Source organism: Sodalis sp. RH19, from assembly GCF_047324215.1.
Taxonomy (GTDB): Bacteria; Pseudomonadota; Gammaproteobacteria; order Enterobacterales; family Enterobacteriaceae; genus Acerihabitans.
The window spans coordinates 1987830-2012927 of the sequence record NZ_CP178734.1 but is presented as its reverse complement, the minus strand read 5'-3'; the positions used below and the strand labels follow the sequence as shown (position 1 = coordinate 2012927).

19 protein-coding genes are annotated in these 25098 nt (G+C 59.6%); 10 read left to right on the top strand and 9 right to left on the bottom strand.

Going from position 1 to position 25098, the window contains the following annotated elements:
• Nucleotides 1-406 precede the first annotated feature (406 nt).
• On the top strand, nt 407-2011 hold the full coding sequence (locus ACL2XF_RS08990; RefSeq protein WP_413728462.1) for a TcdA/TcdB catalytic glycosyltransferase domain-containing protein: 1605 nt from the start codon (nt 407-409) through the stop codon (nt 2009-2011).
• A gap of 74 nt (nt 2012-2085) precedes the next feature.
• Here the strand turns inward: ACL2XF_RS08990 and ACL2XF_RS08985 are convergent, their stop codons facing one another.
• Nucleotides 2086-4026: an exoribonuclease II gene (locus ACL2XF_RS08985; RefSeq protein WP_413728461.1), complete on the bottom strand. Its 1941-nt coding sequence runs from the start codon at nt 4024-4026 to the stop codon at nt 2086-2088.
• Nucleotides 4027-4174: 148 nt separating this feature from the next.
• Nucleotides 4175-6481 (bottom strand): FdhF/YdeP family oxidoreductase, encoded by a 2307-nt coding sequence (locus ACL2XF_RS08980; protein WP_413728460.1) that lies wholly within the window; start codon nt 6479-6481, stop codon nt 4175-4177.
• A gap of 274 nt (nt 6482-6755) precedes the next feature.
• Here ACL2XF_RS08980 and ACL2XF_RS08975 point away from each other — a divergent pair, with 274 nt between their 5' ends.
• Together ACL2XF_RS08975 and ACL2XF_RS08970 are read left to right on the top strand one after the other, a co-directional pair.
• The gene (locus ACL2XF_RS08975; RefSeq protein ID WP_413728459.1) at nt 6756-8354 is read left to right on the top strand and encodes a PTS transporter subunit EIIC; all 1599 of its coding nucleotides are present in this window, start codon (nt 6756-6758) and stop codon (nt 8352-8354) included.
• Between the two features lie 111 nt (nt 8355-8465).
• On the top strand, nt 8466-9368 hold the full coding sequence (locus ACL2XF_RS08970) for a LysR family transcriptional regulator (RefSeq protein WP_413728458.1): 903 nt from the start codon (nt 8466-8468) through the stop codon (nt 9366-9368).
• Nucleotides 9369-10555: 1187 nt separating this feature from the next.
• Here the strand turns inward: ACL2XF_RS08970 and fabI are convergent.
• The 7 genes from fabI to pspF form a co-directional block, all read right to left on the bottom strand.
• Nucleotides 10556-11344 (bottom strand): enoyl-ACP reductase FabI, encoded by a 789-nt coding sequence (fabI, locus tag ACL2XF_RS08965; RefSeq protein ID WP_410015191.1) that lies wholly within the window; start codon nt 11342-11344, stop codon nt 10556-10558.
• Between the two features lie 183 nt (nt 11345-11527).
• Nucleotides 11528-12340, bottom strand: coding sequence for a putrescine export ABC transporter ATP-binding protein SapF (sapF, locus tag ACL2XF_RS08960; protein WP_410015190.1), 813 nt, complete (start codon nt 12338-12340; stop codon nt 11528-11530).
• 2 nt (nt 12341-12342) lie between these two features.
• Nucleotides 12343-13335, bottom strand: coding sequence for a putrescine export ABC transporter ATP-binding protein SapD (sapD, locus tag ACL2XF_RS08955; protein WP_410015189.1), 993 nt, complete (start codon nt 13333-13335; stop codon nt 12343-12345).
• The gene (gene sapC, locus ACL2XF_RS08950; RefSeq protein ID WP_410015188.1) at nt 13335-14225 is read right to left on the bottom strand and encodes a putrescine export ABC transporter permease SapC; all 891 of its coding nucleotides are present in this window, start codon (nt 14223-14225) and stop codon (nt 13335-13337) included. Before sapC ends, sapD begins: the two co-directional genes overlap by 1 nt.
• The gene (gene sapB, locus ACL2XF_RS08945) at nt 14212-15177 is read right to left on the bottom strand and encodes a putrescine export ABC transporter permease SapB (protein WP_410015187.1); all 966 of its coding nucleotides are present in this window, start codon (nt 15175-15177) and stop codon (nt 14212-14214) included. The genes sapC and sapB overlap by 14 nt, the downstream gene beginning before the upstream one ends.
• Nucleotides 15174-16793, bottom strand: a complete 1620-nt coding sequence (gene sapA, locus ACL2XF_RS08940; protein WP_410016552.1) for an ABC transporter substrate-binding protein SapA — start codon at nt 16791-16793, stop codon at nt 15174-15176. The genes sapB and sapA overlap by 4 nt, the downstream gene beginning before the upstream one ends.
• A 386-nt stretch (nt 16794-17179) precedes the next feature.
• The gene (pspF, locus tag ACL2XF_RS08935) at nt 17180-18175 is read right to left on the bottom strand and encodes a phage shock protein operon transcriptional activator (RefSeq protein ID WP_410015186.1); all 996 of its coding nucleotides are present in this window, start codon (nt 18173-18175) and stop codon (nt 17180-17182) included.
• Between the two features lie 184 nt (nt 18176-18359).
• Between pspF and pspA the strand changes: the two genes are divergently transcribed.
• The 7 genes from pspA (at nt 18360) to tyrR (ending at nt 25033) form a co-directional block, all read left to right on the top strand.
• Nucleotides 18360-19025 (top strand): phage shock protein PspA, encoded by a 666-nt coding sequence (pspA, locus tag ACL2XF_RS08930; RefSeq protein WP_413722801.1) that lies wholly within the window; start codon nt 18360-18362, stop codon nt 19023-19025.
• Between the two features lie 33 nt (nt 19026-19058).
• Entirely contained in the window at nt 19059-19280 is a 222-nt protein-coding gene (gene pspB / locus ACL2XF_RS08925; protein WP_410016551.1) for an envelope stress response membrane protein PspB, read from the top strand.
• A 1-nt stretch (nt 19281) separates the two neighbouring features.
• Nucleotides 19282-19641 (top strand): envelope stress response membrane protein PspC, encoded by a 360-nt coding sequence (pspC, locus tag ACL2XF_RS08920; protein WP_410015184.1) that lies wholly within the window; start codon nt 19282-19284, stop codon nt 19639-19641.
• Between the two features lie 157 nt (nt 19642-19798).
• The gene (locus ACL2XF_RS08915; RefSeq protein WP_413728457.1) at nt 19799-20710 is read left to right on the top strand and encodes an SDR family oxidoreductase; all 912 of its coding nucleotides are present in this window, start codon (nt 19799-19801) and stop codon (nt 20708-20710) included.
• 150 nt (nt 20711-20860) lie between these two features.
• On the top strand, nt 20861-22258 hold the full coding sequence (locus ACL2XF_RS08910) for a YcjX family protein (protein WP_413728456.1): 1398 nt from the start codon (nt 20861-20863) through the stop codon (nt 22256-22258).
• A complete protein-coding gene (locus tag ACL2XF_RS08905) occupies nt 22255-23322 on the top strand; it encodes a YcjF family protein (protein ID WP_413728455.1) in 1068 nt (355 codons plus the stop codon). Before ACL2XF_RS08910 ends, ACL2XF_RS08905 begins: the two co-directional genes overlap by 4 nt.
• Nucleotides 23323-23461: 139 nt before the next feature.
• A complete protein-coding gene (tyrR, locus tag ACL2XF_RS08900; RefSeq protein ID WP_413722805.1) occupies nt 23462-25033 on the top strand; it encodes a transcriptional regulator TyrR in 1572 nt (523 codons plus the stop codon).
• The last annotated feature ends 65 nt before the right edge of the window (nt 25034-25098 follow it).

Here is a 25098-nt window from a genome sequence, read left to right as displayed (position 1 = left end):
CTGACGATGAGCAGTAGCAAATAAAAATCCCCGCAGGTGAAGTGAACCCCGAAAGTTGGACACCCAACGAGTAGGGGTTTTTGCTTATGGGGCAAAATAAAATGCCGGAGATACGACAACGTTTTTTCCGGTGTTAGCCGTATACAGGCGCAGGCGAGTCGCCCACATTCCGTTTAGCCGGGTGGTGCGAGTGTCGGTTTGAGAATAAAACCCAGGTACTTAAATCCACCTTGTTTATATTATATTGAAATATTCGTGATGGATTTTGTTATTATCTGCCGGATTTTAAATCTACTGCGCAAGTATAGTAAGAGTAACATTATTTATTACCTGCATTCTTTTATCATAAACAGAAAGCCGATTTTTAATGGACTTTTTTCTTTTTATTTTTTTATGGATAAAAAAGTTGATTACCTTATCATATATCTCCAATGAATTATTTCCATTACGGCATGAAAGCACTGATTTTGGCGAGAAGGGCGATTATTATCAGGCACTGAACCTGTGGAAAAGTGAAGCCCGGAACGGCTTTGGGGAACGTCGCGATATAGCGGCTGACATAATAAAAAACTGCATCGAGACGGGCAGCGTGACGTTGAATTTAAGCGGTCTTAACTTAACCAGTCTGCCGGTTTTACCACCGCATATCGAAGAGCTCAATGTCGTTAATAATGTACTGAAAACATTGCCTTCTTTTCCAGATACATTGAAAATACTTAAAGCTAGCCATAACAGGCTTATGACGTTTCCCGCAATTGCGTCGGGATCATCATTGGAAGAGTTATATTTAGCGGATAACTTCATTAAAATAAAACCACAATCCGCAGGTTCGCTGCAACATCTTGACCTTAGCAACAATCCACTCTGTTTTGTTATCCCAAAAATTATCCATCATATTTGGTTGGGTGACGCACCTTTTCCTTATGAAGCGATGATAAATCTTGTACGAAATGTAGACTTAAATCCTGATTATGTCATTAAGCTATGGGTTGATAATCCTAAGCGCACGCACTCGGAACTGATGACCGTCGGATTAACATCAGCGATCTTTGCTCGTGTTGAGATTTTGAGGTACTCGGCACCCTATGAACTTGAAGCTATAATTTTAAGAGAATGCGCGGATACCCCCTATAAGAATTACGCAGCGGCGTCTGATGTTTTGCGCTTGTCCGTACTCAGGGATTTTGGCGGTATCTATATGGATGTTGACATTGCTTTGAGCGAATCTTTGGGCGACATATTAATTGATAATCAGTTTGGGCAACCTGCGGTAGATTCACTCTTCAAATATGATAGTGTGACTACGTCTGATGACGATTTTAAGGTGGGTGTAATCAACGGTGTTATTGCTGCCCTTAAAGACGCCAAGGATATCAATTTTCTCTTGGAAGCAATAAAAGCTGTTTACACAGGCAAAGAGTTTACATTGGGACCTAATAAAACAAAATTCATGGATTTTTTTAAGCATTTTTGGAGTGGTTATTCTGGCGACAACAGTCTAACCGCACAAATAAAAGTTAGGGAAATTTTACGTACGCAAGAAAAATTGAATGGATCAGCCAAGTTAGAAGCATTAAATCTGTTAGATGAAACAGAGAAAAATAAACGACTGGAAGCATTGAGTAATTATAATAGAAATTTATTCAGCGATGATGCCGATTTTGCGAATATCACATGGGGCCTTAAGCGGGAACGAGCGCTGGTGAGATATACAGGTACTTTAATTTTTACGGGACCCCTATTACTTTTCTTATATCTGAACAATGAAAAACCGGGTGATCTTATACCTGCTAATTTACAGCAAGACCCCAAAAATGGTTTTCACAGTGTTAGGAAATTCATTAAGACTGATATTTTTGGGAAAATAGAGGACCCGTTTGGTAAATGGATTGCAGATGAAAATGGTAAGGGTGGCCGCGTGGAACATCCTATGGGTAGATGGACGCAAAAAAATAACGACACGGGTGACTGGATCGCTCCCGCCATGCATGGCTGGATCACTGACATCTAACGGCAAATACTGCCCGTCCCATCTGTTTATCAAACCAACCGGGGAGGCGTAAGCCTCCCTGAATTATTACGCCATCAAACCGGGCGGGCTATCACCGAACGGGTTTCCTGGCGCACTTCCGCCACGGTCACCTCAATGGTGTCTCCCTGGCGGTAGCGCTCCTCGCCCTTCACCTGCACGGTGCCGGTTTCCTGGCTGCACACCAGTTCATCGCGCACGCTGTGGATAAAGGGCGCCGGGATAAACGCCACCGCGCCGTTCTCAATAAGCCGCACGCGCATGCCGCCGCGCGAGACATCGATGATTTCAGCGCTGTAGCGGGTATCGCTGCCGGCTTTACCCGCCAGGTAACGGGCATAGAGCCAGTCGCCCACATCACGTTCCGCCATGCGGTTTAGGCGGCGGCGTTCGGACATCTGCACGGTAATCTCTTCCGACGGCCGCACGGCGCTGCCCTGGCTTATCAACGCCTTTAGCAGGCGGTGGTTGATCATATCGCCGTATTTACGGATAGGCGATGTCCAGGTGGCATAGGCGTCCAGCCCCAGGCCGAAATGCGGGCCGGGTTCGGTGCTGATTTCCGCGTAGGTCTGGAAACGACGCACGCGGCTGTCAAGGTAGGAGGTCGGCATGGCGTCCAGCCGGCGGCGCAGGGCGCAAAAGCCCGGCAGCGTCAGCAGGGTGGCGGCGTCGGCCTCGACATCATTGGCGGCGAGGATCGCCACCGCCTGATCCACCAGGGTCTCGTCAAAGCCGTTATGCACGTTGTACACGCCATACCCCAGGCCGTCGCGCAGCACGCGCGCGGCGCAGACGTTGGCCGCGATCATCGCTTCCTCGACCATGCGGTTGGCGATGCGCCGCGGTTCAATCTGTATGGACAAGACGTCGCCTTTATCATCGAGGACAAAACGATAGTCGGGACGATCCTTGAAGACCAGCGCATGAGCCTGACGCCAGGCGGCGCGGGCCAGACAGGCGCGCTGCAGCAACCGAATCTGTCCGGCGATGGCCGGATTGCCGGGCTGCCATGCGCTGTTGCCTTCCGCTTCCAGCCAGTCGGAGACATCGTCATAGGCCAGCTTGGCCTTGGATTCGATCCAGGCGGCAAAAAAGCGCGGTTCGTCGCCAAGCGAGCCATCGCCGTTAATGACCACGCGGCAGGCCAGCGCGGGACGGCGTTCGTTGGGACGCAGCGAACAGACATTATCGGACAGATCGCGCGGCAGCATCGGGATATTGAATCCCGGCAGATAATTGGTGAACGCGCGTTCCCGGGCAATCAGGTCAAGCTTGCTATCGGCCTTGACATAGGCCGTCGGATCGGCGATGGCGATAGTCATCACCAGCGCGTCGCCTTCGCCCGCCTCGACGTACAGCGCGTCATCCATATCTTCGGTGCTGGCGCTGTCGATGGTGATAAAATCCAGCGCGGTTAAATCTTCGCGCGGCAGGTTGTCGTCGTCCAGCACCAGCCCTGCGGGCATCGGCGGCGCCTCGCGCTCCAGGTTATGCCGGGCGAGGGTGACCCACCAGGGGGCGAAATGGTCGTCGCCGACGGTCACCAGTTGGGTGATCTCGGCATAAAATTGCCGGTCGCCCTTAAGCGGGTGGCGGCGCATTTCCGCCACCGCCCAATCGCCGGTCTGGAACGCATGCTCCACGCCGCGCACCGGTCGGCAGGGGATGACTTCACGGATCAGCGGATGGTTCGGCACGATGGACAGGCGGTCGTCCTTGAGCTGGACGCGGCCGACAAAGCGCGACAGGAACGGCTCCATCAGTTCTTCCGGCTCGACAATTTCCCGGTCTTTTTCAGAGCGCACAGTGGCGGTGATCCGATCGCCGTGCATGACTTTTTTCATGAACGGCGGCGGAATGAAATAGCTTTTTTGAGCATCGACTTCAAGGAAGCCAAACCCTTTCTCAGTGCCTTTGACCACGCCTTCGACACGCGGCGTCTGAGAGTGAAGTTGCTGTTTTAGCTGTGCGAGCAGCGGGTTATCTTGAAACATAATGTCCAGAAATAAGAAGGTAAAAAGGCTTCAATAACGGCAGACAGTTTTACGCGAATCGGCCGGCGGCGGCAAGTATAACCACCCGCTTGCCGATGAAAAAAGCCGCCCGCGCGGACGGCGGGCGGGTTGAGCGGCGAAAACGGGATTAAATAATGCGCGCGTCGGCGGCCACCGGGCTGCGTACCAAACGCACCGGCACCGATTTGGAGGTCGGGGTATGGGTGCCGTCGCCAAAACTCGACAGCGGCACCAGCGGATTGGTTTCGGGATAATAGGCGGCGAGGTTGCCGCGCGGGATATCGTAGCTTATCGCCTTGAATCCGCAGACTTTACGGTCGACGCCGTCGTGCCATAGCGTTTCGATATCCACCCGGTCGCCGTCGGCCAGTCCCAGCGTCGCCAGATCCTCCGGATTGACAAACACCACGTCCCGCTGGCCGTAAACGCCGCGATAACGATCGTCCATACCGTAAATGGTGGTGTTGTACTGGTCGTGCGAACGCAGGGTCTGTAAGGTAAAAGGCGCCGTCCGTGCGCCGATTTGCGGGAAAAGCGTGTCCGGCAGTGCGGCGGCGCTGAAATGCGCCTTGCCGTCGGGAGTGTTGAAACGCAGTTCGGCGGCGGCGTTGCCCAGGTAAAAGCCCCCCGGTTGTTCGCAGCGGCGGTTAAAATCGGCAAACCCGGGCAGGGTGGCCTCGATATGATCGCGGATCAGATTATAATCGCCCGCCAGCCGCGGCCAGTCGAGTTTTTCGCCGCCGAGCACCGCGTGGGCGATGCCGGCGACAATGGCGGTTTCCGAGCGCTGCAGCCCGGAGATCGGCGGGTTTACCCCTTCCGAGGCATGCACCATGCTAAAGGAATCTTCCACCGTGACGTACTGGCTGCCGGTGGCCTGCATATCCCGTTCGGTACGGCCCAGGGTCGGCAGGATCAGCGCGTCGGCGCCGGTAATCAGATGGCTGCGGTTGAGTTTGGTGGCGATATGCACCGTCAGGGCGCAGCGCCGGATCGCCTGCTCGGTGCGCGCGGTATCGGGCGCCGCCGCCGCCAGGTTGCCGCCGAGCGCAATCAGCACCCTAATTTCGCCGCGCAGCATGGCTTCCAGCGCCTCGACGGTGCTGTGGCCGGGCGCGCGCGGCGGCGTGAAGTCAAAATGCGCCGCCAGGCTGTCGAGCATGGCGGCGGAGGGCTTTTCATCAATGCCCATGGTGCGGTTGCCCTGCACATTGCTGTGGCCGCGTACCGGGCACAGGCCGGCGCCCGGCTTGCCCAACTGGCCGAACAACAGCTGCAGGTTGACGATTTCCCGTACGGTGGCCACCGAATGTTTATGCTGGGTCACGCCCATCGCCCAGGTGCAGATCACCCGTTCGGCCCGGCGGTAGATGTCCGCCGCTTCCCGCAACTGCTGTTCACTCAGGCCGGACTGGCGGGTAATGTGCTCCCACGTGGTGGCGTCCACCGCCGCCAGGTAGGCTTCTACACCCTGGGTATGCGCCTGGATAAAGTCAGCGGCAAACAGCCCCGGCTGGTTGTCCGCCAGGCGCCGGCGATGGGTTTCCAGCAATGCCTTGACCATGCCGCGCACCGCCGCCATATCACCGCCCAGGTTGGGCTGGAAATAGCGCGAGCTGATGCGTCCTGATTTGGGCGTCAGCAGTTCCAACGGGTTTTGCGGGTCGGCAAAGCGTTCCAGGCCGCGTTCGCGCAGGGTATTGAACGTGACGATACTGGCGCCGCGGTCGGCGGCGTGGCGCAGGCTGTGCAGCATGCGCGGATGGTTGGTGCCCGGATTCTGGCCAAAGACAAAAATGGCGTCCGCCTGCTCGAAGTCATTGAGGTGGATGGTGCCCTTGCCGACGCCGATACTGTGTTTCAGGCCGGTGCCGCTGGCCTCGTGGCACATATTGGAGCAGTCGGGAAAATTGTTGGTGCCGAACATGCGGCCGAACAGCTGGTAAAGATAGGAGGCTTCATTACTGGCGCGCCCGGAGGTGTAAAGCTCCAGCTGATTGGGATGGTCCAGTGCGCGCAGATGCTGCGCTATCAGGGCAAACGCGTCTTCCCAGCTTACCGGCGCGTAACGATCGGTCTGGGCATCGTAACGCAGCGGCTGGGTCAGCCGGCCCTGGTATTCGAGGAAATAATCGCTTTGCCGATACAGGGCGCTGACACTGTGTTGGGCAAAAAAAGCCGCGTCCAGCCCTTTGCGCGTGGCTTCCCAACTGACCGCCTTGGCGCCGTTTTCACAAAAACTGAAGGTACTGGTATTGTCGTCGCCCCAGGCGCAGCCGGGACAGTCGAACCCTTTGGATTTATTGACCCGCAACAGGTTACGGATATTTTTAAAGGCTTGTTTACTGTCGAAGACATAACGGGTGGTGGCTTCCAGGGAGCCCCAGCCGCCCGCGGCGCCGGTATAGGGTTTTATCGCAGGTTTAAATTTCATTATGGGTATTCGCAGGTGAATGATACGGGCTGAATGTTAAATAATCTTTAACGCCTTGCTCTTATGAAGTTAAGTTTAAGCGGTTCGGTATGGTGCGTCTAATCGAATGCGGTTATCGCAGCATAGAGCGGAACTATGGCGATCGCGGGGGCGGTCAGGGGGTGGTTATTTGTGATCCCGCTCTAAATTCCGCTCATCGGGCCGCGTTGCGGGCTGACGGCGGCGCAGGTTGACGCATAATTAACCTCTTGATGACACAACGAGATTACCCCGTATGAAAGACCTAGCCAGCCAAATCCACGGATTTGGCAAAGCGTTAATGATGCCGATTTCGGTTATCGCCGCCGCCGGTATTTTCCTCGGGCTGGCGGCGGCGATGCAGAATCCGGCGGTTACCGGCGAGGCGTTCGCCAATCTGCATTATCCGCAACTGGTTATCGGGTTTATCCGCCAGGTGGCGGGCGCCGTGTTCGCCAATCTGCCGCTGTTTTTCGCCGTGGCCAGCGCCATTGGCCTTGCCAAGGCGGAAAAACCCACCGCGGCGTTCGCCGCCGTGATCGGGTTTATCGGCATGCATGTCGGCGTCAGCGCCAGCCTGGCGGCGCAGGGCCTGACCGCCGCCACCACAACGGTGCCGGCCTTGACCGCGCACGGCATGGCCCAGAATGCGGCGTTGGTCTATTCCGCCGAATTTATTCCGATGCTGGGTATTTTTACCTATAACATGAGCGTGTTGGGCGGGGTGATCGCCGGGCTTATCACCGTGGCGCTGCATAATCGTTTTTATACCCAGGTATTGCCGACGGCGATCGGTTTTTTCGGCGGCCGACGGTTTGTACCTATCGTGACGGTGGTGGTGTTGCCGCTGGTGGGGCTCGGCCTGTCGTTTATCTGGCCCACCGTAGGCGCGGGCATTGCCTGGGTCGGCCAGCTGATTGGCAAAAGCGGCCAGTACGGTATGTTTTTATATGGCTTCGGCGAACGCCTGCTGATCCCGACCGGCCTGCATCATATTCTTAACGAGACCGTGCGTTTTACCCCCATCGGCGGCATGACGACGGTGGATAACCAGACCATCGTCGGCGCGCTGAATATCTTTAATACCGCGCTGACCCATCCCGGGCTGCTGAGCGATCAGGTGGTGCGCGACGCCACCCGTTTCCTGGCGCAGGGCAAGATCCCGGTAATGATGTTCGGCCTGCCCGGCGCGGCCCTGGCGATGTATCACTGCGCACGTCCCGAACATAAAAAACGCGTCAAGGCGCTGATGATGGCGGGCATGCTGGCGTCGTTCACCACCGGCATTACCGAACCGCTGGAGTTTTGCTTTATCTTCGTGTCGCCGGTGCTGTACTTGCTGCACGCCGCGCTGAGCGGCCTGTCGTTTATGCTGATGGATATACTGCAGGTGATGATCGGCAACGTGCAGGGCGGCGCCATCGATCTGGTGGTTTTCGGCATTCTGGGCGGGGCGAAAACCCACTGGTGGTATCCGGTGATGCTGGGGGTAATCTACTTTCCTCTTTATTATTATATTTTCCGGCTGGTCATCATCCGCATGCGGGTGGAAACGCCGGGACGCGAGGCCGAGGAAGTGGAGGAACCGGCGCGTAAGGCAGTGAGCGCCGATGAGCGCGCCGGGAATATTATCACCGGCTTGGGCGGCCAGCCGAATATCGCTGACGTCGATTGTTGTTTTACCCGTCTGCGGGTGCGGGTGAAGGATATGCGCCTGGTGATCGACCGCACGCTGATGCTGACCGGCGCCAGCGGCGTGAAGCGCGTCAGCGCTAACGATGTCCAGGTTATTTATGGGCCGCAGGTGGAAAAAATCGCCCAGGACGTCAAGACCTCGCTGGGCGTGAATACCTGAGGGCCGTCCGGTGCTATTGCCGGAGGCGGGCCGCCGGCGCGGCCTGTTCCGGCATGGCATCGGGCGCGATGATGTTATACTGGTTTCCTGCGCCCCCGCCAGTCAGAATCTATGGATATTAAACAGCTTATCTATTTATGTAACCTTGAGCGTGAACGCCATTTCGGCCGCGCCGCCGAGGCCAGTTTTGTCAGCCAGCCCACGTTGTCCGCCCGTCTGAAAAATCTGGAGCGTGAATTGGGCGTGGCCCTGATCCACCGCGGCAACAGTTTTCAGGGCTTTACCGCCGAGGGGGAGCGGGTGCTGACATGGGCGCGGGAAATCGTGTCGGTGTACCAGGGGCTGAAGCTGGACGTGGAGTCTCTTAAGCAGGGGCTGGAGGGGACGTTGCGTATCGGTATCGTGCCGCAGTGCGGTATTCCGCTGGCGCAGCTGCTGTATGATGCGCGTCTGAAGTATCCCGCGCTGGAGTTCCAGGTGACGGTGCTGAGCGCCGATCCGTTGCTGGAGGCGCTGACCAATCATAGCGTGGATATTGGGATCGGTTTTTTTGAACTGGGGCTGCTGGCCGAGCTGCATTATCAGGTGGCCGCCATTGCCGATCGCGGCGTTGAGCTGGTATTCCATCCGCGGCATTTTCCGCAGTTGGCCGCGGGGCATACCCTGACGCTTGCGGAGGTGGCGGCGTTGCCATTGTGTTTGGCCGAGCCGAGTCGTTATTTCCGGCGTTATCTTGACGAGCATTTTCGCGCCGGCGGGCTGCGGCCGCATATCCGGCTGGAGAGCGCGTCGATTTTCCAGTTGTTGCAGGGGGTGTTCGCCGGCTTGGGCTGCGGGATGATGCCGCGCGGGCATTTGTTGCCGGGGATGACGCCTGAGTTGCGTTCGGCCCTGATAAGCCTGCCGGTGATGAAGCGCCAGAGCGCGATTGTGATTACGGAGGCCGGGCGGGCGACGCCGCTGGCGAGGACGTTGTTTGAATTTGCGCGGGAGTGGCTGGCGCAACGCAATTAGGGCACGGTGGTGGGGGTGTCGCTGGCGGCTTGCGGCCGGGCTTGATGGTAGTCAGGCGAGGATTTCGCTGGCGGCTTGCGGCCGGGCTTTATGGTAGTCAGGTGAGGATTTCGCTTGCCATGCATTCGGTTGATCTATATATCGCCGGGTGCCGGCAAGCGACAAAAAGGGTGGTGCGCGCCACCCTTTTTGATTTCCCCGCGTCCGGCAGATCGTGCGCCGCTGCGCGGTCCCCGGCAGCGCCGTATCCCGGCTATTGGACCGCCCGGTAGCGCTCCCGGCGCAACCGGGCTTTCGCCGCTCCCGGCGGCTTATCCAGCCGAGATGTGCGCTGCCGGCGCACTCTATGCCGGCACAACACCATCGCCTGTTGGCAAAATAGCGCTTTGAGGTTATATGGGGTATGCACCTACCGGGAAAAAACAGTTCTGATTTTACCCAATCGCCAGGGGCAGAATATTAATTCCCAACGGCTAAATGCCAATATCCAATAGCTAAGAACTAAGGACTAAGAACTAAGAACTAAGAGGTGGGTGCTGAGTGCTATGAGGTGAATATTTATGTCTCACTTGTGGGCCTGATATTTCGCTATGCCAATGGCCTTTCATAATAGTTAACCGTATCTTGACGCCCGATCCGATCCTAAGCAACAGCGCTGCTATCGCTTCTTAATGTGCATTGCCAACAGCGACGCAGGTCCCGGCATAAAGCGCGCTGACGTTGCCTGTGACCCCGGCATGAGCCGCCGGGAGCGGCGAAAGGCCCGGTTGCGCTGGGAGCGCAAACCGGGCCGGTGCATAACGGGGGCATGGGTGACGGAAGGCATCGCGCAGCGACGCGCGACCTGCCGGGCGCGCGGAGGTCAAGGAGGCCGTCGCGAAACGGCCGCCTTGTCGCTTGCCGGCACCCGGCGTTACATATACAGCTCAACGCATGGCAAGCGAAACCCTCGCCGGGGCGACATAAACCTTACAAGCACGCCGTCCGCGAAACCCTCGCCGGGGCGACATAAACCTTACAAGCACGCCGTCCGCGAAACCCTCGCCGGGGCGACATAAACCTTACAAGCACGCCGCCCGCGAAACCCTCGCCGGGGCGACATAAACCTTACAAGCACGCCGCCAGCGACCCCTCGCACGAGGCGACACAAACCTTACGGCATGCCATGCCATAGAATGGGCCTGGTTTTATTCGGCGTCGAGTTCACCCATGGCGGCGATGCTGAAACCGCCGTCCACGTGGATCACTTCACCCGTGATGCCTGAGGAGAGATCGGAGCACAGGAACGCGGCGGTATTGCCCACGTCCTCAATGGTGACCACACGGCGGATCGGCGTGACCGATTCGCAGTGGGCCAGCATTTTCTTGAAGTTTTTAATGCCGGATGCCGCGAGGGTGCGGATGGGGCCGGCGGATATGGCATTGACGCGGATGCCCTGCGGGCCCATGGCATTGGCCATATAGCGGGTGTTGGCTTCCAGGGATGCCTTGGCCAGTCCCATGACGTTATAGTTAGGAATGGCGCGTTCGGCACCCAGGTAGGTGAGGGTCACCAGCGCGGAATTCGGGTTCAGCATAGGGCGGCAGGCTTTCGCCATGGCGACAAAGCTGTAGGAACTGATATCGTGGGCAATGGCGAAGCCTTCGCGGGTGACGGCGTTGACATAGTCGCCGTCCAGCTGGTCGCCGGGGGCAAAGGCGATGGCGTGCACAAAACCGTCAAAATTTGGCCATACGTTGGCCAGCTCGGCAAACAGCGCCTCGATGCTGGCGTCTTCGGCCACGTCGCAGGGCAGTACGATGCTGGAGCCGAGTTCGGCGGCAAAACCTTCCACCCGCGACTTCAGCTTGTCGTTCTGGTAAGTGAACGCCAGTTCGGCGCCTTCACGGTGCATCGCCTGAGCGATACCGAATGCGATAGAACGGGTGCTGGCCACGCCAGTGACCAGAATGCGCTTACCGGTAAGAAAACCCATAGCATTAATCCTTGTGATCATTATTACATGCGCGCGCCGCGTCTGTATGGCATGACGCCGGCGACGCTGCGTTTCGACGTTGATAAACCGGCGAAGTGTAACATATATCGCCGGGGGAGGTGTAGACCCCGCCGGTGCCAGCGTGACGTGACGCGCCCCGGCGTGCGCAGGCCAGGTGCGCGATCAGGCGATAACCCCGTCGCGCCGCCAGGCGTCGGCGGTCAGCGCTTCGCCGAAATGGCTGGTTATCAGGCGTTTGGTCAGGTCATGGAGCGGCGCGGCCAAAACATCGGCGGTATTGCCGCGTTCCACCACCTCGCCGTTTTGCATCACCATAATCTGGTCGCTGATATGCTTCATCATACCCAGATGCTGGGTAACATAAATATAGGCGATGCCGTGTTTGGCCTGCAGTTCCAGCATCAGGTTGATGATTTGCGAGCGCATCGACATATCAAGCGAAGCCAGGGCCTCGTCCGCCACGATAACCTTAGGCTGCAGGATCAGCGCCCGCGCCAGGCCAACGCGCTGTTTTTGCCCCGGCGCCAGCATATGCGGGTAATAAAACGCGTGATCGGGACGCAGACCAACCTGGCGCAGGGTTTTGTCTATGGCGCGCTCGCGCTCGGACGCGGGCAGATCGGTATTCAGCCGCAGCGGCACGTCAAGCAGTTGCCCGATGCGCTGCCGGGGGTTGAGGGCGTTGCTGGCGTCCTGGAAAATCATACGGATGCGTTGGCTGCGGTAGCGGTAATCGCCGAAGGTCAGGGGGTGATCGTCGATAAACAGCTCGCCGGCGGTGGGCGCCAGCGTGCCGGCCAGCATTTTGGCAAGCGTCGATTTTCCGGAGCCGTTTTCGCCGATAATCGCCAGCGTCTGGCCCTCGCGCAGGATAAAGCTGATGGGTTTAACCGCCTCGACCTGATGGCGGGTAAACAGTCCGGTGCGATAGCGGAAGGTTTTAGTCAGGTTGCGCGCTTCCAGCAGGGTTTCCATGCTTATTGCCCCTCCATGTTGAGCGGAAAATGGCAGGCGAACCAATGGTTTTTCACCGGCACCAAGGGCGGCATTTGGATACAGGTTTTCTGGGCGTAGGGACAGCGCGGCCCCAGGCGGCAGCCGATGGGCAGGTTTTCCAGGGACGGTATGCCGCCGGGCAGGGTGTTCAGCCGGCTTTTAGGCGGCATGGAGCGGCCGAAATCGGGGATGGCGCGCATCAGCGCCTGGGTATAGGGATGATGCGGCGCGGCGATCAGCTCCTCGCAGGTGGCGCTTTCCACCGTCTGGCCGCAGTACAGCACGTTGATCCGGTTGGCCCATTTGCTCATCATCTGAATATCATGGCTTATCAGCAGGATGGTGGTGTTGTTATTCTGGTTCAGCCCCGCCAGCAGGCGGAATATCTGCGCCTGGGTGGTGGGCTCCATGGCGTTGGTCGGTTCGTCGGCAATCAGCAGCCTGGGCTGGTTGGCCAGGGCGATGGCGATCATGACCTTCTGGCATTCCCCCTCCGTCAGCTCGTAGGGGTAGCTGCCCATGATATCCTTGTGATCCTTGATGCCGACCCGGTGCAGCAGCTCGATGGCGCGGCGTTTGCGCCAGCCGGGCCGTCGCCACCAGGTGCCTTTATAGGTCCAGCCCGGTACGGCCTGGCTCAGCTGGCGGCCGATGGTTTCCGAGGGGTCGAGACAGGACTGCGGCTCCTGGAAAATCATCGAGACGTTATGTCCGACCAGCCGCCGGCGCTGGCGCGGCGTCAACTGCAGCAGGTCGATATCGTCAAAACGGAACCGGTCCGCCGTGACGCGCCAGTTATCCTTGGTGACGCCGCAGATGGCTTTGGCAATCAGGCTCTTGCCGGAGCCGGACTCGCCCACCAGGCCGCGCACCTCGCCCTCCGTCAGGGTAAAACTCACCCGGTCGACGGCTTTGACCGGCCCTTCGGCGGTCATGAATTCAATGGTTAAATTACGGATATCCAGTAACGGCATTATTCCACCCCCGAGATCATGGCGCGGCGCAGACCGTCGCCCACGATATTGACGATCAGCACGCTGGCCATGATGGCGCCGCCCGGCAGCATCACCGTCCAGGGGGCGACATAGACCAGTTCCAGGGTATCGCCCATCATCGCGCCCCATTCCGGGGAGGGCAGTTGGGCGCCGAGGTCGAGAAATCCCAGCGCGGCGATATCGAGTATCGCCATCGACAGGCAGCGGGTAAATTCAGATACCAGGACGCTGGCGATATTCGGCAGCACCGCGTAGCGCAGGATATGCATCATCGACGCGCCGTCGATGCGCACCGCCAGCACGTACTCCTTGTCCAGTTCGTCATGCACCGCGTCATAGACCGTGCGCACGACGCGCGGCAACAGGGCCAGCCATACCGCCAGCATCGCATGCTCCAGCCTGGGGCCGAGAAACGCCACCACCACGATGGCCAGCAGCAGCGAAGGAATCGACAGCAAGGTGTCCAGCACATGATTGAGCACCGCCGAGCGCAGGCCGCGGGTGATGCCCGCCAGCACGCCGAGCGTGACGCCAAATACCGAGGCGGCGATGGTCACCACCAGCGCCGAGCCGAAGGTGGGCGCGGTGCCGGTCAGCAGACGGCTTAACACGTCGCGCCCCAGGTCATCGGTGCCGAGGAAAAACGACACATCGCCATAACGCGACCAGGACGGCGGCAGCAGTTGGTAGCCGAGAAACTGCTGATCGAGCGCGTAGGGCGCCGCCACCGTACCAAACAGGCATAATAACAGCAGGGCGAGAAACCCATAGAAGCCGATCATCGACAGGGCGTCATGATAAAATATGCGCCAGATATGGCGCAGCGGGCTGGGCATGCGTTTTTCGCGGTAAATATTATCTGAGAGCATACCATTCCTTATGGCGCAGCGGGTTCGCCAGCGCGCCTACCACGTCGGCCAGCACATTGACGCAGATAACCAGCGTCCCCACCACCATCACCCCGGCCGAGATGGCGGCGTAATCCTGCTGGCGGATGGCGTTGACCAGCCAGCGCCCAAGACCCGGCCAGCTGAATACCACCTCGGTTATCATCGCCAGGGTCAGCATGGTGGAAAACTGCAGGCCCAGCTTGGGAATAATCGGCGGCAGCGCGTTATGCAGGACGTGGCGGCGAATAATGGTGAACAGGGTCAGCCCGCGGGTCGCCGCCGCTTTGACATAATTGCTGCCGAACACGTCGGCGGTGCTGACCCGCATCAGCCGGATGACCTCGGTGGTGGGCGCCACCGCCAGGGCGGTGATAGGCAAGACCATGTGCCGCAGGGCGCTGGTCAGCATTTCATGGCGGTAGGGGGAATCGGACAGCCACGCGTCGAGCAGGGCGAAACCGGTGACCGGCCTGACCTGGTAAAGCAGGTCGTAACGCCCGGAAACCGGCAGCCAGCCAAGGTGCAGGGCAAAAAACAGCGTCAGCAGCAGGGCCAGCCAGAACACCGGCATCGACAGACCCAGGAGCGCGAAAACGCTGATGCCCGCATCCTGCCATTTATTACGCGTTACGCCGGCGATAATGCCGAGCGGAATACCCACCATCAGCGCCAGGATAAACGCCAGGATGCACAGCTCAAGCGTCGCCGGGAACACGTCGCGCAGCTGTTCGCCGATGGGCTGGCCGTTAATGCTCGACACGCCGAAATTCCCGTGCAGCAGGCTGTTGAAATAATAGAGGTAGGCGTCGGTCAGCGCCGCGCCGCCAAGCGGCGCGTGCGGGGTAAAATAGCTCAGGCTGAAGGCGACCAGCGTCAGCAGGATCAGGGTGATCAGCAGCAGCACCAGCCGGCGCAGGGTAAAGATAATCATGGTTTCTTTTCCTCGTTATCTTCCCGGTATACCCCGGCAAAGGAAGCGTTGCCGAAGGGGCTGAGCACCAGTCCCTTGATATCATAGCGATAAGCCTGCAGGCGCAGTGAAGACGCCAGCGGCAGCACCGGCAGCTCCTGCTCCAGCATTTTCTGCACGTTGCGATAGGTGTCCATCCGTCCCGACAGTTGCTGCGACAGCAGCGCCGCGCGCAGCAAATTATCAAACTGCGGCTGGCACCAGTGCGCGTAGTTGGTTTGGGAGCGAATGGCGGCGCAACTGAGCAGCGGCCGGAAGAAACTGTCCGGATCGTTACTGTCGGTAGACCAGCCGGCCAGGGTCAGGTCATGATTGTTGGCCATCAGCCGCGCTTCCTGGAACCGGCCCTCCACCGGCACGATGGTAAGCGTAATGCCTACCTGCGCCAAATCGGCCTGGATCAGCTCGGCGGTTTTCAGCGGACTGGGGTTATAGGACTGCGAGGCGGTCGGCACCCATAAACTCATCTCCAGGCGCTCTTTGCCCAGGGAGCGCAGGATCGCGCGCGCCTTATCCGGGTCATATTCAGTCACCTTGGCATCGTTGTCGTAAGCCCAGGAGGCGCGGGGCAAAATCGAGGCCGCGGTCTCCGCGGTGCCGTAATAAATCGATTGCATCAGGCGCTGGTTGTTGATGGACAGCGCGATGGCATGGCGCACCCGCGCATCGTCCAGCGGCGGTTTGGCGGTGTTGAACGCCAGGTAGGCGATATTCATCCCCGGGCGCAGCGTCAGGCGCAGGCGCGGATCGTCGCGCAGGATGGTCAGCTGGCTGGCGGCCGGATACGCCAGCACGTCGCATTCGCCGGTTAACAGTTTAGACAACCGGCCGATGCCGCCGGCCCCCAGGTCGATGACCACCTGCGCCATGCGCGGCAGCCCTTTCCAGTAATGGTCGTTGCGTACCAGGCGGATATACTGGCCCGCCCGGTATTCGTTCAGCATAAAAGGACCGGTGCCCACCGGCTGGCGGTCGATTTGCTCCTGGCGGCCGGCTTTGCTCAGCTGTTCGGCGTACTCCTGTGACAGCACCGGGGCGTAGTGGGTGGCGATATGCCACAGGAACGAGGCGTCCGGCGCGTTCAGGCGGAACTCCACCGTATCGTTATCCAGCTTCACCACGCTGTGCACCGAGTCGGGGAACTGCAGGCTGTCGAAGTAGGGATAAGCGCCGCCGTTGATGTCATGATAAGGATGGCGCTGGTCGAACATGCGCGCAAAGCTGAATACCACGTCGTCGGCGTTCAGCACGCGGGTCGGGGTAAACCAGGCGGTATGCTGGAAGGGCACGTTTTTGCGCAGGTGGAAGCGATAGGTGGCGCCGTTATCCAGCACTTCCCAGCTTTGCGCCAGCTCCGGTATCAGCCGGTAGGTGTAGGGGTCCACGGCCAGCAGGCGATCGTAGAGCTGGGCGGAAAGGGTATCCACCGTTAATCCGCTGCTGGCCATCTGGGGATTAAAGGTGTTCAGCAGTCCGTTGACGCAATAAACAAAACCGCTCTGACGTATATCCGGCGGCGCCGCCGCGGCGAACTGGCCGCCCAGCGTCAATAAGAGCGCCCACGGCAGTAACCGCAGGGACACCCTATGCCGGCGCCACGCGCGCCGCCATGCCGGCACAAAACACGCCTGCCAGGAAAACCATTTAATTCGCATATACGACTTACATCTCATGGGGCAATGATCCCAGTTTACCTTACTCTGCCTTGACACCCAATTCATGGCGCGAATATAGCTGACGCAACGGGTTAAAAAGCGCCAAGGCGGCGAAAAGAACCCCAATAATAGTATGGTAATGAGAATAATTATCAACAAAATGCTTTACAGACGATAGTGATAACTATTATCATCGTTTTGCTGTCAACCGACAGGCCTCGTTTGCCGGTTGTCAGCACGACATTGCTCACATTGCTTCCAGTATTATTTTAGCCAGCTTGGGTGCTGGCTTTTTTTTTGCCTGATCGTTACTCCCCGCCGCCCACCCTGATACCGTGTTTTTTCATCATGCCGCGCAGCTGGTGATAGGTCAGCGCCAGCAGGTCCGCTGCCTGGCGCTGGTTATAACGGGCTTGCGCCAGGGCGCGCTCCACCCATAGTCGCTCCTGCTGATCCAGGGTGCGCTTCAAATCCAGCGGCAGGGACGCCGGTTCGTCCGCCGCCGGGACGGCCGTCTCCGCCGGCGGCGTTACCGACGCAAACGGATCCAGCAGGATGGCGTCCAGCGGCCGTTCGGTGGTGTCATGGCGGTAAATAGATCGCTCGACGACGTTTTTCAGTTCGCGCACATTGCCCGGCCAGCCATAATCCAGCAGGGTGCGGCGCGCACGGGCGGTAAAGCCGGGGAACAGGGGCAGCCCTATTTCCCGGCACATCTGGATGGCGAAATGCTCGGCCATCACCATGATATCCTGCGGCCGTTCGCGCAGCGGGGGCAGCGCCACCACGTCGAACGCCAGCCTGTCCAGCAGATCGGCGCGAAAGCCGCCCGTTTTCGCCAGGCGGGGCAGGTCGGCGTTGGTGGCGCAGACCAGCCGCACATCCACCTGCAGCGGCCGGCTGCCGCCGACGCGTTCCAGCTCGCCGTATTCAATCACCCGCAGCAATTTTTCCTGCACCATCATGGGCGCGGTGGCCAGTTCATCAAGAAACAGGGTACCGCCGTCGGCGCGTTCAAAACGCCCCTGGTGACGTTTTTGCGCGCCGGTAAACGCCCCGGCTTCATGGCCGAATAATTCCGAATCCAGCAGGTTTTCATTGAGCGCGGCGCAGTTCAGGGAGATAAACGGGCCTTGCCAGCGCGGCGACAGGTAGTGCAGCCGCCGGGCAATCAGCTCTTTGCCGGTGCCCCGTTCGCCTATCACCAGCACCGGCTTGGTCAGGCGCGCCAAGCGGGACACCTGCTCCAGCACCTCGAGGAAATTATTGGATTGCCCCAGCAGATTATCATGGGTCTCGGTCATGGTTAATTTCGCCAATAATTGGTAATAATATTCACTATAACTGACGCATCGGCGCCGTCAATTTTAAAAGTTATTTTAAATCAATAAATTAAATTATCAGCGCTCTTGGCACGGTAATTGTAATGATAGGGTGGTGAAGGATGACGACATCTTTCGGCCATGACTGTTTATAGAGGATCAAGCTATGGGTATTTTTTCTCGTTTTACCGATATTGTGAATGCCAACATCAACGCACTGTTGGATAAAGCGGAAGATCCGGAAAAACTGGTGCGCCTGATGATCCAGGAAATGGAAGACACCCTGGTCGAGGTACGCACCACTTCCGCTCAGGCGCTGGCGGAAAAGAAACAATTGCTGCGGCGCATCGACCAGGCTGAAACCCAGCAGGCCGACTGGCAGGGCAAAGCCGAGCTTGCGCTGGCCAAAGACAAAGAAGATCTGGCGCGCGCCGCGCTGATGGAAAAACAGCGCCTGACGACCATTATCGCCACCCTGCGCCAGGATGTTGCGGTTATCGAGGAAACCCTCGATCGCATGAAACGCGAAATCGGCGAGCTGGAAAATAAGCTCGCGGAAACCCGCGCCCGCCAGAAAACCCTGACCCTGCGCCACCAGGCCGCGGCCTCGTCGCGCGATATCCGCCGCCAGCTGGACAGCGGCAAGATTGATGAGGCCATGGCCCGCTTCGAGCAGTTTGAGCGGCGCATCGATCATATGGAAGCGGAAGCGGAAAGCGTCGGTTTCGGCAAGCAGAAATCGCTGGACCAACAGTTCGCCGAATTGCGGGCGGATGATGAAATCAGCGCCCAGCTGGCGGCGCTGAAGGCCAAAATGAACCAAAGCGAATAATAAAAGCCACTTAAAGGAGCCATCATGGAAGCCGTGTCGATTGTGCTTGCCATTCCGCTGACCATTTTCATCCTGTTCGTGGCGCCGATATGGCTGTGGCTGCATTACAACAGCCGCCGCAGGCAGGGTTCGGCATTGCAGGCGCAGGACAGCCGCCGCCTGGCCGAACTCAACGCACAGGCGGCGCGCATGCAGGCGCGCATCCGGGCGCTGGAAGATATACTGGATGCCGAACACCCCAACTGGAGGCAATGATATGGCTCAACCTTTTAAACAGCCGCTTTACCTCAGGCCGGAAGAAGGCATGTTCAAAGGCGTCTGCGCCGGGGTGGCGCATTATCTGGACGTACCGGTGAAACTGGTGCGTATTATCGTGGTGCTGTCGATGTTCTTCGGCCTGTTTTTGCTGACCCTCGCCGCCTATGCCATCCTGGCCTACTGGCTCGAGCCGGCGCCGGCTGACGAAGCGCCGGCCGGCCGCTCGCGCATGCCGCCGGCCCAGCAGATCGAACTGCTGGAATTGCAGTTGCAGGACAGCGAGCAGCAACTGCGCGAGGTAGAGCGTTACGTCACCTCCGACACCTTCGGCGTGCGCAATCGCTTTCGCCAGCTGTAACGCCTTGCCGGCACTGTATGTCATGCCAAGGCGCGTAAGGGATGGCGTGCCGGGGGATACCGCGATCCTGTTACTCTTTATACTAGGATAAAGCCACTACTTTTATCGCCCGGACTTTAGGAGAATACTTGCTGCACGACCACACAGGAGGTATTTCATGCGCGTATTTCTCACTGGCGCGACCGGCTTTATCGGCGCGCGCATTGTACCCGAACTGCTGGCGGCCGGACATCATGTCCTCGGCTTGACAAGATCCGACGCCGGCGCCCAAGCCCTGGAGGCGGCCGGCGCGCAAGCCCATCGCGGCGCCCTGGAAGATCTCGACAGCCTGCGCGCCGGGGCAGCCGCGGCCGACGCCGTTATCCATACCGCATTCGATCATGATTTCGCCCACTTCGCGGCGAACTGCGAAAAGGACCGGCGTGCCATCGCCGCCTTGGGCTCCGCGCTTAAAGGCACCGATCGCCCCCTTATCATTACCTCCGGTACCGGCATGGGCGATGCCGGCCACGGCCAGCCCGCGACGGAGGATGTCTTTAACGCCAACCATCCCAATCCGCGCGTGGCGTCCGAGCTGGCGGGCCATGCGCTGCTCGAGGATGGGATAGACGTGCGCGTGGTGCGGCTTCCTCAGGTCCACGACACCGTTAAACAGGGGCTGATTACGCCCTTTATCGCCATCTCGCGTGAAAAGGGCGTGGCGGCCTATGTCGGCGACGGCGCCAACTGCTGGCCGGCGGCCCATGTGCTTGATGTGGCGAAGCTCTATGTGCTCGTCCTGGACAAGGGCAGCAGGGGCGCGCGTTATCATGCCGTGGCCGAGGAAGGGATACCGGCGCGCGACATCGCGCAATGCGTCGGCGCGGGGCTTGGCGTGCCGGTGGTTTCGCTGTCGGGCGGGGACGCGGCACCGCATTTCGGCTGGTTCGCCATGTTCGCCGGCATGGATCTGCGGGCTTCAGGCGTTTGGACGCGCCGGCAGCTCGGGTGGGAGCCGACCGGCCCGTCGCTTATGGCGGATTTGCAGCACATGGACTACTCGGTTGGCGCGGCGCCGGCCCGGAGGTGAGCTCGCCCGTCCGGCATCGGCGGCGGAAATTTGTTTGTTAGGCCATTGGGCGACATAATAGACTTCTTTCAACCAGGAGGAATATATGTTCGCTCAGGCCACGGTGCGGTTTTTTTGCTTTTTTTATGCCCCTTACCCATTGAAAGCGTTATGAGCCGGCTGCAAAATGATCTCGGCGCGTTGCTGAACCGCGGCCTGGACCGCCATTTGCGCCTGGCGGTTACCGGACTGAGCCGCAGCGGCAAAACCGCGTTTATCACCTCCTTTGTCAATCAATTGCTGATGGTCAATAACGGCGCGCGCCTGCCGATGTTTTCGGCCGTGCGCGACGGCCGTTTGCTCGGGGCCAAGCGGGTGCCCCAGCGCCATTTGGGCATTTCGCGCTTTGCCTATGACGAGGGCATCGCCGCGTTGTACGGCACGCCGCCCGCCTGGCCGGTGCCGACGCGCGGCGTAAGTGAAATGCGCCTGGCGCTGCGCTATCGTTCACGCGATTCCCTCTGGCGCCATATCAAGGATACCGGCACGCTGTATCTGGAAATTGTCGATTACCCCGGCGAATGGCTGCTGGATTTGCCGATGCTGGAGCAGGACTTCCTGTCCTGGTCGCGGCAGATGCACGGCCTGCTGCAGGGCGATAGGGCGCAATGGGCGGCGCCGTGGCTGGCGAAGTGCGCCGCGCTTGACCCACTGGCGCCGGCCGATGAGCGCGCGCTGGCGGATATCGCCGGCGCCTATACCGATTACCTGCTGCACTGCAAGCGCCAGGGCCTGCACTTTATCCAGCCCGGGCGTTTTGTCCTGCCGGGCGATATGGCCGGCGCGCCGGCGCTGCAGTTTTTCCCCTGGCCCGATGTGACGGACGACGGCGAGGCACGGCTGGCACAGGCGGCAAAAACGTCCAATCTCGGCATGCTGCGCGCGCGATATCACTATTACTGCCAGGAAGTGGTCAAGGGCTTTTATAAGCAGCACTTTACCGGGTTCGATCGGCAAATCGTGCTGGTCGACTGCCTGCAGCCGCTAAACAGCGGCCCCCATGCCTTTAACGATATGCGCCTGGCCCTGACCCAATTGATGAGAAGCTTTCATTACGGCAAGCGCAGCCTGTACCGCCGTCTGTTTTCGCCTTGTATCGACAGGCTGATGTTTGCCGCCAGCAAGGCCGATCACGTCACCACCGATCAGCAGGCCAACCTGGTGTCGCTATTGCAGCAACTGGTACAGGACGCCTGGCAAAATGCCGCGTTCGAAGGCATCACCATGGACTGTGCGGGACTGGCCTCGGTGCAGGCCACGCAAAACGGCCTGGTCGATCATCAGGGCGGCGCCATTCCCGCCCTGAACGGACATCGTCTGGAAGACAACCAGCCGCTGACCTTTTATCCGGGCGACGTGCCGGCCCGTTTGCCGGGCGCCGCCTTCTGGCGCGAACAGGGATTCGCCTTCGAAAATTTCCGTCCGCGCGCCATGGACCCCGACCGGCCGCTGCCGCACATCCGCCTGGATGCGGTGATGGAGTTTTTATTGGGAGATAAACTACGATGAACGATCCCGTAAAGCCCCGTATCGATTTTCCACCACAGCCGGACAAGCCGCTGGCGCCGCCGGCGGAGGCCGCGCTGCGCGCGAAGCTCACCTTTGAGCAGTTACAGGATGCGCAGTTTCATCCGCTGACGCCGCCGGAGCAGGAGCAGGATGAGGAAGGGCGGGCGGAGCAATTGCTTGTCAACGCCCTGCGGCCGAAACGCAGTATCTGGCGCCGCATGGTCATTGCCGGCACCGGGCTGCTGGTCGTCAGCGCGGGGGCGCAGGGGGCGCTGTGGGCCGCGCGCGCCTGGCAGCAGCACGACTGGCTGGCGCTGGGCGGGCTGGGCGCCGGCGCCCTGTTTGTCCTGGCGGGCGCCGGGTCGCTGGCCACCGAATGGCGGCGGTTATATCGCCTGCGCCAACGGGCCGGGGAACGCGACCGGGCCGGGGAGCTGCTGCGCAGCCACGCGCTGGGCCAGGGTCGCGCGTTCTGTCTGCGCCTGGCCAGCCAGGCCGGAATTGACGATGCCCATCCTGCATTGCGGCGCTGGCAGGCGATGCTGCACGATACCCACAGCGATCGTGAAGTGGTTATGCTGTACGCCAAAATAGTGCAGCCGGTCATCGATGGCCGGGTGCGGGCGGAAATCAGCCGTTCCGCGGCCGAGTCCGCGCTGATGATCGCGGTCAGTCCGCTGGCCATCGTAGACATGGGGTTTATCGCCTGGCGCAATCTGCGGCTTATCAACCGGGTGGCGGCGCTGTATGGCATTGAAGTGGGGTATTTCAGCCGCATCCGGTTATTCCGGCTGGTATTGCTGAACATCGCCTTTGCCGGCGTCAGCGAATGGGTGCGCGAAGTGGGACTGGACTGGATGTCGCAGGACCTGACCGCGCGCCTCTCCGCCCGTGTTGCCCAGGGCATGGGCGCGGGCCTGCTGACCGCGCGCCTGGGCATCAAGGCCATGGAACTGTGTCGTCCGCTGCCCTGGATAGAGGGCGACAAACCGCGCCTGGGGGACTATAGGCGGGAAATTATCGGCCAGTTGAAAAGCCTGATGGAGCGTAAACCCGCCCCCTGATGCTCCCGTCCGCTGCGCCGTGGCCCGCGCCGGGCGGAAAATTTTCCATCCTGGCAACTTTTTGTGACAGATGACTTCATCCCGGACGCGTCGCCACGTATTATGTAGCCAATATTGTCATCACGGGTAAGAGGCGTACATGCGTTTGGAAGTTATTTGTCAGGACCGCCTCGGTCTGGCCAGGGAATTGCTGGATTTACTGGTAGCGCGCGGTATCGATTTGCGCGGTATTGAAATCGACCCCAGCGGGCGGATCCATCTTAATCTGACTACGCTTGAAATCGACACCTTTCGGGCGCTGATGGCGGAAATCCGCCGCATCCCCGGCGTCTGCGACGTGCATACCGTCGCGTTTATGCCCTCCGAGCGCGAGCACCGCGCGCTGGAAGCCATCCTGGCCGCCATGCCGGAGCCGGTGTTGTCCATCGACCTCAAAGGCCGGGTGGAACTGGCTAACCCGGCCACGCTGGCCCTGTTCGGCCAACGCGCCGATCAACTGCACCAACAGCCGGTAAACCAGCTGATCGGCGGTTTTAACGTCGTGCGCTGGCTTGAGAGCGGCCGGCAGGCCGCCGAAAGCCTGCGGGTGGTGATCCAGGGCCAGGACTATCTGCTGGAAATCACCCCCGTTCAGCTGACCGGCGAAGACGGACAGCCCGCCACGGTGGGCGGGGTGATATTGCTGAAATCCGCCGTGCGCATGGGACGTCAGCTGCAGGAACACGCGCCGAACGATGATAGCGAATTCAGCCATATCATCGCCGTCAGCCAGGCCATGCGCCAAACCCTCGATCGCGCCAGACGGCTGGCGATGCTGGATGCGCCGCTGTTGATTACCGGCGAGACCGGCACCGGCAAGGATTTGCTGGCCCATGCCTGCCACCTGCGCAGCCGGCGCGGCAAACACCCGTTCCTGGCGCTGAACTGCGCCGCGTTGCCGGATGATGTGGCGGAGAGCGAATTATTCGGCCACGCCGCCGGCGCCTATCCCAACGCCCTTGAGGGCAAAAAAGGCTTTTTTGAACAGGCCGGCGGCGGCTCGGTCTTGCTCGACGAAATTGGCGAGATGTCGCCGAGCATGCAAAACAAACTGCTGCGCTTTCTTAATGACGGCACGTTCCGCCGCGTGGGCGAGGATCGTGAAATGCACGTGGATGTGCGCGTCTACTGCGCCACCCAGAAAAACCTGCTGGAACTGGTCCATAAAGGACAGTTTCGCGAAGATCTTTATTATCGCCTGAACGTGCTGACGCTCAGCCTGCCGCCGCTGCGCGACCGGCCGGACGATATCATGCCGCTGGCCGCGCTGTTTATCGCCCAGTTCTGCGATGAGCAGGGCATCCCCCGCCCGCGGGTCGCGCCCGACCTGGCCGCTATGCTTAACCGCTACGCCTGGCCGGGCAATGTACGCCAGCTGAAAAATGTTTTAACCCGCGCCATGGCCCAGCTGGACGGGGACGAACTGCGCGTCGCCGATATTGATCTGCCGGATTTCGACCTGACGCAGCCCATGGCGGAGGAAATCCTCGACGGGTCCCTGGATGAGATCAGCAAACGCTTCGAACGTTCCGTGCTGACCCGCCTTTACCGAACCTATCCCAGCACGCGCAAACTGGCCAAACGCCTGGGCGTTTCCCATACCGCCATTGCCAATAAGCTGCGCGAATACGGCCTTAGCGCCAAAAAATCCGGCGAAGAGGGCGAAAGCTGACGCCCGCGCCGCGCCGCGTAAATATCTTCATGACCTTGTGTTTGCCGGCAGGGTTGTTTAGTTTT